Raw genomic sequence first — 12,574 nt, 5'->3', positions numbered from 1 at the left:
CCCCGGGGGATTGGTTCATAATGGTGCCGGACGCGTCGCTGCGGCGTGCGAAAGTGGCCTGGTGGTACCCTTGAGCCTTAATTCTTCACCACGGGACCGAGCACTTCCGTTTCGTTGCGCATGTCCGTCATCGAGCGGAAAGCCTTAAGATTCGGAGGCTTCTCCCACCTGAACCTCTGGTTCAAGGTCGATGGTCACTTCGGCGCCCGCGGGGCGCGTCCACTTCATTACTTGCGGATCGTATGTCCAGGGACGAGACCTCCTTCACGCCTGACGAACTGCGCCAGCTACGGCTGCGCCTGCGCCGCGAACGCGCCGCGCTGTCCGACGAGCGGCTCGAGATTCATTCCGCCCTGATCTGCGATCACCTGCTGCGCTGGTTCCAGCGCTGGCAGCCCCATTGCATCGGCGCCTACCGGGGCCTGCGTGGCGAGGTGGATCTGACCCCCCTGACCGTGGCCCTGGCCCGACGCGGCACTCGCATTGCCCTGCCGGTGATGGATGCCAAGCGCCCTGGGCGCATGCACTTTCACGCCTGGGGGCCGGACGCCCCGCTATGCCACAACGGCTTCGGCATTGCCGAGCCCTGTCCCGATGCCCCGCGCATCTGGCGCCGCGAGATGCAGGTGGTCCTGCTGCCGCTGGTCGCGTTCGACCACGCCGGCAACCGCATGGGCATGGGTGCGGGCTACTACGACCGCTACTTCGCCCGCCGCCGCTTCGGTATCCGCCGCCCCAAGCTGATTGGCGTGGCCCATGCCCTGCAGGGGGTCGAGGCCCTCCCCAGCCAGCCATGGGACGTCCCACTGGACGGCGTGGTCACGGAGGACGGCTGGCATGCGCTGCCCCGCCGCGCGCGGCACAATACGCACACCTGACCCACACGCCCGAGCCGGCACGAGGAAACCGCATGGCCTACTGGCTGATGAAATCCGAGCCCGACGAGTTCAGCATTGACGACCTGGAACGCGTGGGCGTGGAGCCCTGGGACGGCATCCGCAACTACCAGGTGCGCAACATGATGCGCGACGAGATGAAGAAGGGCGATCTCGCCTTCTTCTACCACTCCAACGCCAAGCCGCCGGGCATTGTCGGCATTATGCGCATCGAGAAGGAGGCCTATCCGGACTCCTGCGCCTTCGACCCCGAGGACCCGCACTACGACCCGAAGAGCGACCCGGACAACCCGCGCTGGCTGCGGGTGGATGTCGCCTTCGAGGAAAAATTCGGCGACATCATCACCCTCGACTGGCTGAAGCAGCAGCCGCAGCTCGAGGACTGCCCGCTGGTGCGCCGCGGCAACCGCCTGTCGGTCATGCCGATCACCCAGGAGCAGTGGGACTTCATCCTGAGCCACGCCCAGCGCGGAAAATAACCGCGTGGCTACGCTCTACCACTTCCCGCACGACGCGAAGGCCGACCGCCTGCGCCTGGCCTGTGGCTACAAGGGTGTGGAGCTCGAAACCGTCGCGCTGGACTGGTTCGACGACGAGACCTTCTTCGAGCTGGGCGTGGCCCGCCAGTCGCCGGTCCTGCAGATGGATGACGGTACCCTGGTAACCGACACGCTCACGGCGCTGCGCGACATCGACCACCTGTTCCCGACCGGGGAGCCCCTGGCGGAAGGCGTAATCCCCGAGGATGCCTGGCAGGCCCTGGTCGACTGGCGCAGCAAGGTCGATGTGGTGCTCGATCGGTTGTACGCCCCGCTGGCACCGGGCTTCCACGGCATTGGCGAGAGCGCCGAGGCCCTGGCCGACTACAAGGCCCAGGTGCAGCACCGCTTCGGCCTGTCGCTGGAAGAGCTCGCCAACGATCGCTACGACGGCTACAACCAGCTGGCGAAGCTGAGCCGTCTGCCGGATCTGGCTCGCCACCTGGCGGCCAGCCGCTTCTACCTCGGCCACCCGTCCATCGCCGACTGCGTGATCGCCGCCGACCTCTACCCCCTGCAGATGCACGACGGCATCAACCTGCCGGTCGACATGCTCTACTACCTGCGCCGCGTCGAAGAGGCCTTCAACACCCCCCTCGACACCCAGTGGCTCGCCCGCTAAGCGCGCTCAGCCGAAGCGGTAGTGCTTGCGGATGTCGCGGTGGATCTCCCAGGTGCAGTCCATACCCTCGGGGAAGGTCACCAGATCGCCCTCGCCAACCGTCACCGGCTCGCCGCCGCCGTCCGGGGTGACCGTCACCTGTCCTTCCAGGATGTAGCAGACCTCGCGCTCGTCGTAGTGCCAGGGGAAGGCCGAGACCTCCTTTTCCCAGACCGGCCAGTCGAATACGCCCAGCCGTTCCAGATGGTCCTGCTCCGGCCGATGGATCACTTCGATGGACATGGCAGTCTCCTCTATCGGGAAAAATGGCAAGCCTAACGGGACCGCGACCGGGTGCCAAAGCGCGATTACATCAGCGTCTCCCTAAGCATCGGAGCGAAAAAGCCTTCTCTCGCCCGGGTAAAGCCAGCGCACGAGCAACAACACGAAAGCGATCACACCCAGCGCAGCCGGTACATATTCCAGCCAGAGACCCAGTTCCCAGGCGATATAGGCCGTCACCAGGGCCCAGAGGAAGGGGATGATCGCCAGAATCAGCGCCGGGCGTGGCTGGGCCAGCAGGAGAATGCCCAGAGTGAACAGCATGGTGGGTCCGGGCACCACACCCACGTACTGCGCCTGTGCCCACGGCGTCCCCAGGAGCAGAACCTCCAGCAGCACATGGCCCACCATGGCATAGGCCATCACCAGGACCGCCACAGTCCCGGCCAGCCCTCCAGGCCAGCCAAAGCCATGGCGTGCCAGTAGCGTGAGGGCGAACACCAGCATCAGCCCCTGTGCGACGAACACGCCCGCCAGACGGCTCGCCCAGAAATGGAATTCCGCCAGCGCGCCGCCAATGAACGCGACCCCGATCCAGACCCACAGCACCCCGAGCAGCAGACCGACGACACGCCCGGCCCCGCGCCCGCCCACGAGGGCCAGCGCCAGCGCGACGAGCACCATCAGGGCCGCGACCCCGTGCAACGGCCAGATACCACGATTGTATTGCCCGAAGATCGACAGCAGGGTTTCGGCGGCGAATGGCAGCATCTGGACTCCCCGGCAGGGTTACAGGACCTCGACGTAGTCGATCATGCGCTGGCGCATGTCGTCATCCGGCATCGGACCGTAGAGGGCGCCCATGTTTTCCCGCATGTGCTCCACGACCGAGGTTGCCGGGATCGCACAGGTGATGTCCGGGTGCGAGACGATGAACTTGAGCAGGAACTGCGGCCAGTTCTCGCAATCGATCTCCTCTGCCCAGTCCGGCAGTGGCTCGTTCTCGAAGCGGTTGATCAGCTCCTTGCGCCGGAACGGGCGATTGGCGATCACCGCCAGCTCGCGCTCGCGGGCCAGCGGCAGGAGGCGCTCCTCCGCCTCGCGATCGACGATGTTGTACGTCAGCTGCACAAAGTCCAGGTCCTCGCGTTCCAGGATGCGCGCCAATTGGTCGTGACGGCGCCCGTGGGAGGTCGTCACCCCGATATAGCGGATCTCGCCCGCCTCGCGCTTCTCGCGCATCGTCTCCAGATGCGCCTCCCAGTTCTGCAGGTTGTGCACCTGCTGCAGGTCGAGGGTGTCCAAGCCCCACAGGTCGAGCGACTTCGCATGCTGATTGCGCCCGGTGCCGGTGCTGCCCGTCCAGATCTTGGTCGCCGAGATCAGGCCTTCGGGATGGCCCAGCTCCTGCAGGCAATGCCCCACCACCGCCTCCGCGCGTCCATACATCGGCGAGGAGTCGATCATCCCGCCGCCGCGCCGGAAGAAGGTATCGACAATCTCGGTGCGCAGCGCGAGGGCATCCGGGTCATCCGCGACGTTGAAGGTGATCCAGGTGCCCATGCCGATCACGGGGATCTCCTCACCCGAGGACGGAATCGCCTTCCTGTTCGGTTCGCGTCCCTCGCCGGCCGCGCCTGCAAGCGGCCAGCCGGTACCGGCGGCAATGGCCGAACCGGCCATCCACTGCAGAAACGACCGGCGCGAACGCTGATTCGGGACTCTCGCCATGCGACGGCTATCCTTCGGAACCTTACCCACGTGGTCCCGCCGAACGCGCCAGAAGTTCCAGGCCGGGAGCATTTCGGCCTGCCAGAACGAAAACGGCCCCGGGCAGATGCCGCGGGGCCGGGGCAGGCGGACGGGCCGCCCGGGGCTTCACATCCGCCTAGATAAACAGACAGATGTCCGACTCGCCGGCGAACTCGAAGAACGCGGCGGCGCCGGCATACTCGATGCCGTCAATGAACTCGCTGGTGTCCATATCGAACAGATCCACGGTCATCTGGCAGGCGATCATGCGTACCTCGGCCTCCTGACACAGTTCCCGCAAATCCTCGAGATCGGAGACGCCTTTCGCCTTCATCTTCTTTTTCATCATCGTCGTCATCATGCGCTGCATGCCCGGCAGACCCTGGAGCATGACCGGCATGGGCATGGGCATGGGCATGCCCGGGTTGCCCAGCGACGTGACCTGCAAATCCATCTTCTTGCGCAGCAGCTGCAGCCCGTAAAAGGTGAAGAACACTTCCACTTCGTAGCCGAGCGCGGCCGCAGTCGAGGCCAGGATGAACGGAGGATAACCCCAGTCCAGACTGCCCTTGGTCGCAATGATGGCCAACTTCTTGGTGTCGCTCATTCACTCCTCCTTGGTGGTGGAGGATGGATTCGCCACAGCCCCCTGCGCGCAACCCACCCCCTGTGGATCGAGGTCACCCCGTGCGACCTCGATACTTGGATCTCGTACAGCAGCGGTAATCCGGACCTGTTATTTGGAAGCCAGGCGCGCCCTGCGCCAGTCGCGGATCAGTGCGCAACCCGCGCATATTCCGAGCGCTGCCAGGCTGGCCCAGACCGAGATCGGGACCAGGATCATGGCCAGCGCAAACAGTATCCAGGCGACAACCGTCATAATGAAACTCCCGCATCGTTCCCTCGCCCCCTGACGAGAAAACCATGCATCGCGGATTGCTCAGGGCAACGCCTTCGGCGTTTCCCTAACGCACTTCGGGGCGCTCCGCGTTCGCATCCCCCGGCGTGTCGGCGGCCGGCACTTGCTGTCCAGCATCACCGGTCGACTCCGATACAGTATCCGATTGTGTCTGTTCTGCCGAGCGATGCACATCGGCAGCCGAGGCCCGCCCCCCCGTGCGCGATACGGGCCGGGCATCGACGAACTGGTTGTTCAGGCGCTGGATATAGGCCTCGGCGCGATCGCGCAACGCATGCAGGCGGCCGATCTTGCGCCGTCCCAGACCCAGCGGTGCGCGACGCAGCATCCAGCGCCACGGACGCGTGTTCTTTTCGAAAGCCGCCCGCCAGTTACCGGCGGCCGACTCGGTCGGCAGCGTGCGCGCGATGCGCCGGGCGACCCAGCGGCGGTTAAAAAAGTGGAGCCCGGCCAGCACAAGGACCAATACAACAATGCCGGTCGACGTCCAGATCGGGTGCTCGCCCATCGACGCCCAGGCCGAACCGTCCATCCAGGGCCCGAATCCGCCCGCCGTGTTGTACCCGATCACACCCAGGATCACGGCAATCACCGCGAACATGGCGGCATCGATCTGAAACACCCGCCGCCGCCACCGCTCCAGTGCCCTTCGCAGTGCAGGCAACGCATCCATTTCGATGGATTCGGCGATCGCCTGCAGCGAGCCGAGGATACGATACGAGCGTGACGAGCTGATTTCCTGGATCTTCTCGTGGATCTCCGCGCGATCACGCTGCGACTTTTCCTCGTAGCGTTCGCGCACCTGCTCGTCGCCGATCTCGACCCCGGCGCTCTCGTTGAACATGCAGTAGAAACGCCCGGTCGCGTTGCCCTGGCGCACGACCGCGCGCTGCCAGGCGGAGACGACCTCTTCCAGGTTGTCTTCGCGCCAGGTGGTGTCGATCTGGTTGAGCACGAACACCAGTTTGTTGAAGTCGTTGCGCTCGGCGACGCGATTGACCAGATGCTCCAGCGTGTCGCGCATCGCGCCCGGCTCCGGGTGCCGGGCATCGAAGAAGACCACCACCAGATCGGACAGATCGATGATGTGGTCCGTCAACTGCAGGATCGTCGCGCGCTGCTCGTCGGCATCGAATCCGGGCGAGTCGATCAGGATACGGCCGCGCAGGCGCTCGGAGTTGGCCGTCTTCATTGCCAGGAAGTGGTCCACCGTGCGACCACCGCCATCGGTGATGCGCTCGATCTCGTCGGACACGCGATAGAACGGGAAGCGCGGATCGCCGTCCAGCGCCAACCCTGGCAACTCCTGTACCCTCTCGCTGCCGCCGTAACTGATGACCGTGAACTTGTCGTCCACCGCCTGCGAACCACTGCGCTGCACGGTGGTCCCGACGTACTCGTTGATAAACGTCGACTTGCCCGAGGAAAACGTCCCGAGCACCGCGATCATCGGCCACCAGGAGATGGTAAACGCGTAGGAATCGTCCTGCGGATTCAGCAGCCCGGAGGCATAGCCGACCCGGTCCAGCTCGCGAAAGGGGTCGACGACCCCCTTGAGAACCGGATTTTCTTCGGCGAGGCGATCGCTCAGCAGCTTGAGCTGCTTGCGGACGCGGCGACCAGGACGATTGAACATGCGGACTCCGTTGCTGCGGTGGTTGCCGAAGGACACAGCCGGTTGTGTGCCCGGACACCCCCGCGATGTGGGTTGGTTCTGTTCATGATACCCACTGCGCCCACGCCTGTGTGGCACGCAGTTCGGGTTACGGCCGCCCGGGGACGCTGGCAGTTGGCCAGCGCCCCCCTGACAGCGGCTCGAAAACGCCTGAGAAACGCTTACTGATTCACGTTCCTCTATCGATACTCACCCAGGTGCGCCGCACCGTCCTCGTGATGCCGCTCGTAAACCGGGGCGAGGCGTTCCATCATGCGATGCCGTTCGCGTTCGGGCAGCACCTTTAGGGCGCCTTCCCAGGCATCCATCGCACCCTCGATATCCCGCATGGAAAAGAGCGCGTTGCCCAGTTCCCCATACAGGTCTGCCCGCTGGACGGAGTCTTTCGGCAGCGCTTCCAGACCCTCGCGCAGCACGCCCACCGCCGCGCGCGGCCCCGAACGCCAGAAGGCCTCACGCCCGGCCTGCAAGGCCTTGTGGGCAAACCGGGCGGCACGCTCGGCATCCGCGTCCACGGCCGCATCGCCTTCGAACGCTGGCTCCCGCTCGGCGGTCAGGTCGACTGCCGGCTCGGTTTCCGCGTCTTCCTCGACATACGGCTGATCATGCGCAGCACCGGTCATGGGATCGGGATCCCCCTCCTCCTTGAGGTCCCGGGCCGGCCCCGGATGGGCATCGTCCTCTGCGACCTCGTCCTTCGCGTCCTTCGCGTCCTTCTCGTCGGTCGCGTCGGTGTCGTCCGCCGGCACCGCGTCGGCCTGCTCGGCCGCCTCGTCCTCGGGGACCGCCTCGGCACTCGGGGCGAGGAAATCGCGTGCCGACCACGCGATGAACCAGAGCACAATCACGATCACGATGAAGTAGCGATTAATAAAACTGCGCGGCTTGTCTGCTTTATCCATGCGTCACCCGTCGGTTTACCTTCCAGGTTAATCCTACATCCTCTGTCGCTGTCGGCGCACCGCGCGTTTCCTGCACGGAGCAATCAGTCATCCATCTCCGGCGTCAGGTCAGTGTCGTCGTCAAACGATGGCTCGTCACCCATGCCACCCTCGGTGGGCGGGGGATCACCCGGACCATCGCCGCTTTGCTCGCCCGGGGGCTCTGCGTCGCTCGGCGGCATATCCTGCCCGCCCGGCGGCTGGCCCTGCGGCGGCTCCCCACCTGGAGGCTGACCTTGCGGCGGCTGGCCTTGCGGGGGTTGCCCGGCAGGAGGCTGACCTTGCGGCGGCTGGCCTTGCGGGGGTTGCCCGGCGGGCGGCTGACCTTGCGGCGGCTGGCCCTGGGGCCCCTGCCCCGGCGGTGCACCCTGCGGGTCGCGGCCTTGCGGATCACGCGCGCCCGGCGGCTCGCCCGGTTCGGCGTCGCGCTGTTGCGGGTCACGTTGCTGCGGCGGCTCTCCCTGTCCGGGCGGTGGTGCGCCACCCGGGGTGCCGCCCGGAGGCGCCCCGCCCGGGGGACCCCCTGGCTCGCCACCCGGAGGCGCGCCGCCAGCCGGGCCACCCGGATCGCCACCCGGGCCACCGCCGGGGGCCTGTGCATGGTCCTGATCCAGGTCATATCCCCGCTCGCTTTCGAAGGCGGGGCGCTCACCCAGGCCGGAGGGGCCGGAATAAGGCGCAAGACCCGAGTTGTCACCAGGTGCGTGTTGCGCGGAAACGGCAAAAGGGACGGCCATCAGGGCGCCAAAGACCCCGGCCTTGAGAAGACTGCGTGAATGGCTCATGACGAAACCTCCGTCGGAGCTGACTGCGTGAGTTTGGGGGCCGAACGAACGCCCGGCCCCCGAGGGTCGCCCCGATCCTGGGGCACGCTGGGATCAATCGTCGCGCGATTCCATGTGACGCTCCATCTCTTCGCGATAGGCCTCGCGCGCACGTTCGATCGCGCGGCTGCGCGCCTCGCGGTCGGCCTCGCTTTCCTGCATGCGGCCGCGCATGCCCGGCATGCGCTCCGGATCGAAATCACGCATGCGTTTCTGGTGCATCGGGCCGTGGCCATACGGGGCACCGTAATGCATCGGACCCTGATGGTAATACCCCGGACCATAGCCGTAGCCATAACCCGGTCCCGGGCCATAGCCGTAACCGGGGGCCATCGGGCCAGGACCATAGCCCATTCCCGGCCCCATGCCTTGACCGGGGCCCATGCCGTGGCCGGGACCCATGCCCATTCCCGGACCCATGCCTTGTCCGGGGCCCATACCGTGGCCGGGACCCATGCCCGGACCCATGCCGTATCCATACGGCCCAGGCACTGGCTGACCGTACTGAGCACGTTCACCTTCCTGCTCATCCTGCTCGTCGGCCTGGGCAACCCCCAGGGTCAATACCGACAGGGCGGCGGCCATCGCCAGCGCGCCACCGATTTTTGTCGAAGCGGTTCGTTTGCTCATGATGTTGCTCCTCACTTCTTGTTGCAGTTCGTTGGTAGCCGGGACCGCCCACACACCATCCGGTGCAAACTCAGCCCCTGTCGATTCCGATAGTAGAACTGTGACCACACAATTGCCCGGATGACTCCGCGCCTTCAGGTGCGGATGTCCGGCCATCCAAGCAAATCGCGATGTCCGACCCCCAGGGTAACGTCCCCCGCGGCCAGTTCTGCCGTGCGCCGGACTCCCCAGCCATGAAAGGCGGCCCGCTGTTGCGGAACCTGCTCGGCGGCAGCCTCGACCCAGCCGCGGATCAGCGCCTCGCCGAGCCCGACCTCCTCCGCCCCCAGGTACCAGTCGCTGTTGCGTACCTCTACCCGGTACGCAAGCACCGCCAGGGCACGCGCACAGGCTTCAGCGGCCTCCGGACCCAGGGCCGGCCCCAGTCCCTTGTCCCGGCGCTGATGTCCATTGATCGCTCGGAGCACCAAGGCATCCAGCGGGTCTGGCTTGCTCCATTCGATGCGCCCGTCGTAGTTCAGCGCAAACAGGACTACCGATTGCTGCTGCGTACAGGCGGCGACCAGCTGGTGCAGCCAGTCCGCGGAGACCAGATCCAGCAATGCCGAGGCCGTCACCAGATCCGCATCATGCGGGATCGGCGGCGGGCCTTCGGAAAAATCAAGCACCTGTCGGGCGGTGGCGACGGCACCCTCCGGCTCCGCGACCGTCGCCAGCAAGCCGGCATCGTGATCCACCAGCGTCCAGTGCTGCGGCCCGGCCAGACGCGGCGCCAGGTAGCGCAGGTTGGAACCGGCCCCGCTGCCCAGGTCCACGACATTCAGGGGGCGCGCGCGCTCCGCAAGCGCGTCGTTCAGGGGCACGAGCAATGCCTCCGACCGGGCGGCATGATCCGCCGGTTCGCGCAGAGCCAGCCAGCCCGCGGCAAAGCGCTCGGCCATCTCAGACCGCCTCCAGCCACTGGGCCAGACGACGGGCACCCTCCGTCCAGTCCGGCAGCGACTCGGCATGCGCACGCCCCGCGCGGCCCATGCGTCGACACTGTTCGGGGTCGCACAGCAGACTCTCCAGCGCCTGGCGCAAGGCCTCCACGTCATCGGGCGGCACCAGCAAACCCGCCGCCTCCGGTACGGTATGGGGAATGGCCCCGCCGGTGGTCCCGATCACCGGGAGACCGCGCATCATCGCCTCGGCAAAGGCCATGCCGAAGCCCTCGTAGACACTCGGCAGCACGAAGATCGAGGCCTGGTCATAGAGCTTGCCCAAACCCTCGTGTGTCAGCACTCCGGGTGCCGAGATCCGCGCCTCCAGCCCGCCCTCGGCAATGGCATCACGCACGGAGGCCGTATAGTCCGGATCACGATCCATCGCACCAGCGAGCTCGGCCCGCCAGGACCGTTCGCGCAGGCCGGACAGTGCGCGCACCAGCTCGAGCTGTCCCTTGCGCGGCACCCAGGCGGCCACGCACAACAGCACGGGCACCCCATCCTCCGGGCCACGGGCCAGCGGCGCCGATTCCACGCCGGGCAGAATGCTGCAAAGACGCTCGGACGGCACACCCCAGTCGGCCGCCTGCGCCCGCGTATAATCACTGGTCACGACCACCCGCGAGGCAAGGGCCACGGCCGCGCGCTCAGCCTCGAGCAGCGCTTGTGAGCGCGCAGGCGCAAGCCCCGCCTCCAGGCCCAGGGGGTGATGCATCAGGTAGACGAGCTGCAGGCGCGCCGCGTGACGCCGAAGGACGGCGGGACTCGCGCCCGCGGCCAGTCCGTCGAGCAGCACTCGCATGCCATCGGGAAAGCCCGCCAGGGCCTCTTCCAGGGCCTGCTCCGCGCGCGCATCAGGCCCGGGGAACTGGCCCTCCAGCTCGCGCAGCTCGACCCGCCAGCCCTGCTCGCGCAGCCCGGCGATCATGCGCGCGTCGTAGCGGTACCCGCCAGTGGGCTGATCCAGCGCCCCCGGGACCAAGAATCCAAGCCTGGACATGCGTCAGGGAGCACCCTCGTAGCTCGCCCAGGCCACATGGGACTCGTGCAGGGTCACCGCGACGGCGTCCAGTCCCCGGGCCGACTCGCCGAGCTCCCCCTGGGCGATGGCCTGCGCCACGCGCTGGTGGATCGCATAAGCGAGAAACTCGGTGGTCGTGTTCTGGCCACGAAAGTCTTCGCGCTCGTCAAGGTTCTGGTAATTGAGCTCGGCCAGGATCGCCCGCACGACCTCGCTCGCCCGGCCGATATCCACCACCAGACCATCGGCATCCAGCGCCACACGGCGAAAGGTCACGTCCACCACATACGTGGCGCCGTGCAGATTCTGCGCCGGGCCGAACGTCTCGCCGGAGAAGCTGTGGGCGATCATGAAGTGGTCACGGACATTCAGGCTGTACATGCGTTCTCCTTGCGCGGTTTCGTGGGCAGGATCAGTAGCGAATGCGGTGGCACAGCGTACGATCCGCCTCAGGCCCTGTCACCCGCTGCATCACGGCCGGGAGATCGGCAAACGCATCCTCGCCGGTTATCAGGCCGTCCAGGGCCGGATCGTCGAGCAGCGCGAGTGCAAGCGCCAGCCGCCGCCGGTAATCCCAGCGTGGCGCCCGCGCGGGCGGGATGCGCCCGACCTGCGAGCTGCGCAGGGTCAGTCGGCGTGCGTGGAAACCCTCCCCCAGCGGCAGATCCACCATCCGGTCACCGTACCAGCTCATCTCCACCACCCGCGCCTCCACGCCCGCCAGGCTCAGCGCCTGGCGCAAACCGGCGGGATTGCCGCTGGCATGCAGCACCAGGTCGAGGTCCTGCAGGGAGGCATCCTGCGCGGCCTGCTCCGGGGTCAGGCGGGGCAGGTCGAGTGCGGCACAGATGTCTTCGCGCGCAGGGTTGGGGTCGATCACGGACAGCTCGGTTCCCGGTATGCGGCGCAGCAGCCATGCCGCGAGGAGGCCCACCACGCCTGCGCCGATCACGGCGACGCGGTCTCCGGGACCGACGGCGCTGTCCCAGACCGCGTTGATCGCGGTCTCCATGTTGGCCGCCAGAACCGCACGTTCGGCGGGAACAGCCTCCGGCACCGGCACCACGGCCTGGGCCGGCACGACATATTCGGACTGGTGCGGATGCAGGCAGAACACTGTCTGCCCCGCCCCGGGGCCTTCGGTGACGTCGCCCACACTGATGTAGCCGTACTTCACCGGGGCCGGAAAGTCGCCCGCCTGAAAGGGCGCGCGCATCGCCGCGTACTGGCTGGGGGGGACGCGGCCATGAAACACCAGCGACTCGGTCCCGCGGCTGATCGCCGAATAGCGGCTGCTCACCCGCACCTCGTCGACTCCGGGGGTGGTCAGGAACTCGTCACGCAACTCGCCCCGGCCGGGTCCAGTGACCCAGAAGGCGCTGGCAAGGGGCGCGCTCATGGAGCGGTTCGATCATCGTCCGGCATGGGGGCAGTGTGGTCGATGGTCGTGATTCCCGGCAACTCGCGGGCGTATCCTAGGGAAACACTGATCAATGTACACGCTCGCG

At 66.8% G+C, this 12,574-nt stretch carries 16 protein-coding genes and 1 other RNA gene; 4 read left to right on the top strand and 13 right to left on the bottom strand.

Annotation, left to right across the window (positions count from 1 at the left end; genetic code table 11):
• The first annotated feature begins 32 nt into the window (after positions 1 to 32).
• The 4 genes from ssrS (at position 33) to G372_RS0107970 (ending at position 2,057) form a co-directional block, all read left to right on the top strand.
• Positions 33 to 218, top strand: a non-coding RNA gene (gene ssrS, locus G372_RS13960) — 6S RNA.
• A 24-nt stretch (positions 219 to 242) separates the two neighbouring features.
• Positions 243 to 878 (top strand): 5-formyltetrahydrofolate cyclo-ligase, encoded by a 636-nt coding sequence (locus G372_RS0107980; protein ID WP_018868515.1) that lies wholly within the window; start codon positions 243 to 245, stop codon positions 876 to 878.
• 32 nt (positions 879 to 910) lie between these two features.
• On the top strand, positions 911 to 1,375 hold the full coding sequence (locus G372_RS0107975) for an EVE domain-containing protein (protein WP_018865036.1): 465 nt from the start codon (positions 911 to 913) through the stop codon (positions 1,373 to 1,375).
• Positions 1,376 to 1,379: 4 nt separating this feature from the next.
• Positions 1,380 to 2,057, top strand: coding sequence for a glutathione S-transferase family protein (locus G372_RS0107970; protein WP_018865035.1), 678 nt, complete (start codon positions 1,380 to 1,382; stop codon positions 2,055 to 2,057).
• Positions 2,058 to 2,063: 6 nt separating this feature from the next.
• On the opposite strand, the gene G372_RS0107965 is transcribed toward G372_RS0107970, so the two are convergent.
• From G372_RS0107965 to G372_RS0107900, 13 genes are all read right to left on the bottom strand, one after another.
• A complete protein-coding gene (locus G372_RS0107965) occupies positions 2,064 to 2,339 on the bottom strand; it encodes a cupin domain-containing protein (protein WP_019623551.1) in 276 nt (91 codons plus the stop codon).
• Between the two features lie 81 nt (positions 2,340 to 2,420).
• Positions 2,421 to 3,089: a DUF6064 family protein gene (locus G372_RS0107960; protein ID WP_019623552.1), complete on the bottom strand. Its 669-nt coding sequence runs from the start codon at positions 3,087 to 3,089 to the stop codon at positions 2,421 to 2,423.
• Between the two features lie 18 nt (positions 3,090 to 3,107).
• On the bottom strand, positions 3,108 to 4,001 hold the full coding sequence (locus G372_RS0107955) for an aldo/keto reductase (protein WP_038070429.1): 894 nt from the start codon (positions 3,999 to 4,001) through the stop codon (positions 3,108 to 3,110).
• A gap of 205 nt (positions 4,002 to 4,206) precedes the next feature.
• Positions 4,207 to 4,677, bottom strand: coding sequence for a sulfur carrier protein DsrE2 (gene dsrE2, locus G372_RS0107950; RefSeq protein ID WP_018138697.1), 471 nt, complete (start codon positions 4,675 to 4,677; stop codon positions 4,207 to 4,209).
• Between the two features lie 129 nt (positions 4,678 to 4,806).
• Complete coding sequence (locus tag G372_RS14355; RefSeq protein ID WP_018865031.1) at positions 4,807 to 4,950, bottom strand: hypothetical protein; 144 nt, start codon at positions 4,948 to 4,950, stop codon at positions 4,807 to 4,809.
• Positions 4,951 to 5,035: 85 nt separating this feature from the next.
• Positions 5,036 to 6,625 carry a dynamin family protein gene (locus G372_RS0107940; protein ID WP_019623554.1) on the bottom strand — a complete coding sequence of 530 codons (1,590 nt, stop codon included), beginning with the start codon at positions 6,623 to 6,625 and terminating at the stop codon, positions 5,036 to 5,038.
• A 218-nt stretch (positions 6,626 to 6,843) separates the two neighbouring features.
• A complete protein-coding gene (locus tag G372_RS0107935; RefSeq protein ID WP_019623555.1) occupies positions 6,844 to 7,566 on the bottom strand; it encodes a hypothetical protein in 723 nt (240 codons plus the stop codon).
• 83 nt (positions 7,567 to 7,649) lie between these two features.
• Complete coding sequence (locus G372_RS14185; protein WP_019623556.1) at positions 7,650 to 7,787, bottom strand: hypothetical protein; 138 nt, start codon at positions 7,785 to 7,787, stop codon at positions 7,650 to 7,652.
• Between the two features lie 696 nt (positions 7,788 to 8,483).
• Entirely contained in the window at positions 8,484 to 9,059 is a 576-nt protein-coding gene (locus tag G372_RS14460; RefSeq protein ID WP_231362425.1) for a hypothetical protein, read from the bottom strand.
• Between the two features lie 134 nt (positions 9,060 to 9,193).
• Positions 9,194 to 10,000, bottom strand: coding sequence for a class I SAM-dependent methyltransferase (locus G372_RS0107915; RefSeq protein WP_018865026.1), 807 nt, complete (start codon positions 9,998 to 10,000; stop codon positions 9,194 to 9,196).
• A 1-nt stretch (position 10,001) separates the two neighbouring features.
• Positions 10,002 to 11,045 carry a glycosyltransferase family 4 protein gene (locus G372_RS0107910; RefSeq protein WP_026279078.1) on the bottom strand — a complete coding sequence of 348 codons (1,044 nt, stop codon included), beginning with the start codon at positions 11,043 to 11,045 and terminating at the stop codon, positions 10,002 to 10,004.
• A 3-nt stretch (positions 11,046 to 11,048) separates the two neighbouring features.
• A complete protein-coding gene (locus tag G372_RS0107905; RefSeq protein WP_018865024.1) occupies positions 11,049 to 11,447 on the bottom strand; it encodes a 6-pyruvoyl trahydropterin synthase family protein in 399 nt (132 codons plus the stop codon).
• Positions 11,448 to 11,478: 31 nt separating this feature from the next.
• Complete coding sequence (locus G372_RS0107900) at positions 11,479 to 12,465, bottom strand: zinc-dependent alcohol dehydrogenase (RefSeq protein WP_018865023.1); 987 nt, start codon at positions 12,463 to 12,465, stop codon at positions 11,479 to 11,481.
• Positions 12,466 to 12,574 lie beyond the last annotated feature (109 nt).

Source organism: Thioalkalivibrio thiocyanoxidans ARh2, from assembly GCF_000385215.1.
Classification (GTDB): Bacteria; Pseudomonadota; Gammaproteobacteria; order Ectothiorhodospirales; family Ectothiorhodospiraceae; genus Thioalkalivibrio; species Thioalkalivibrio thiocyanoxidans.
The sequence above is the reverse complement of the archived record's forward strand: the minus strand, read 5'-3'. Positions and strand labels throughout refer to the sequence as shown.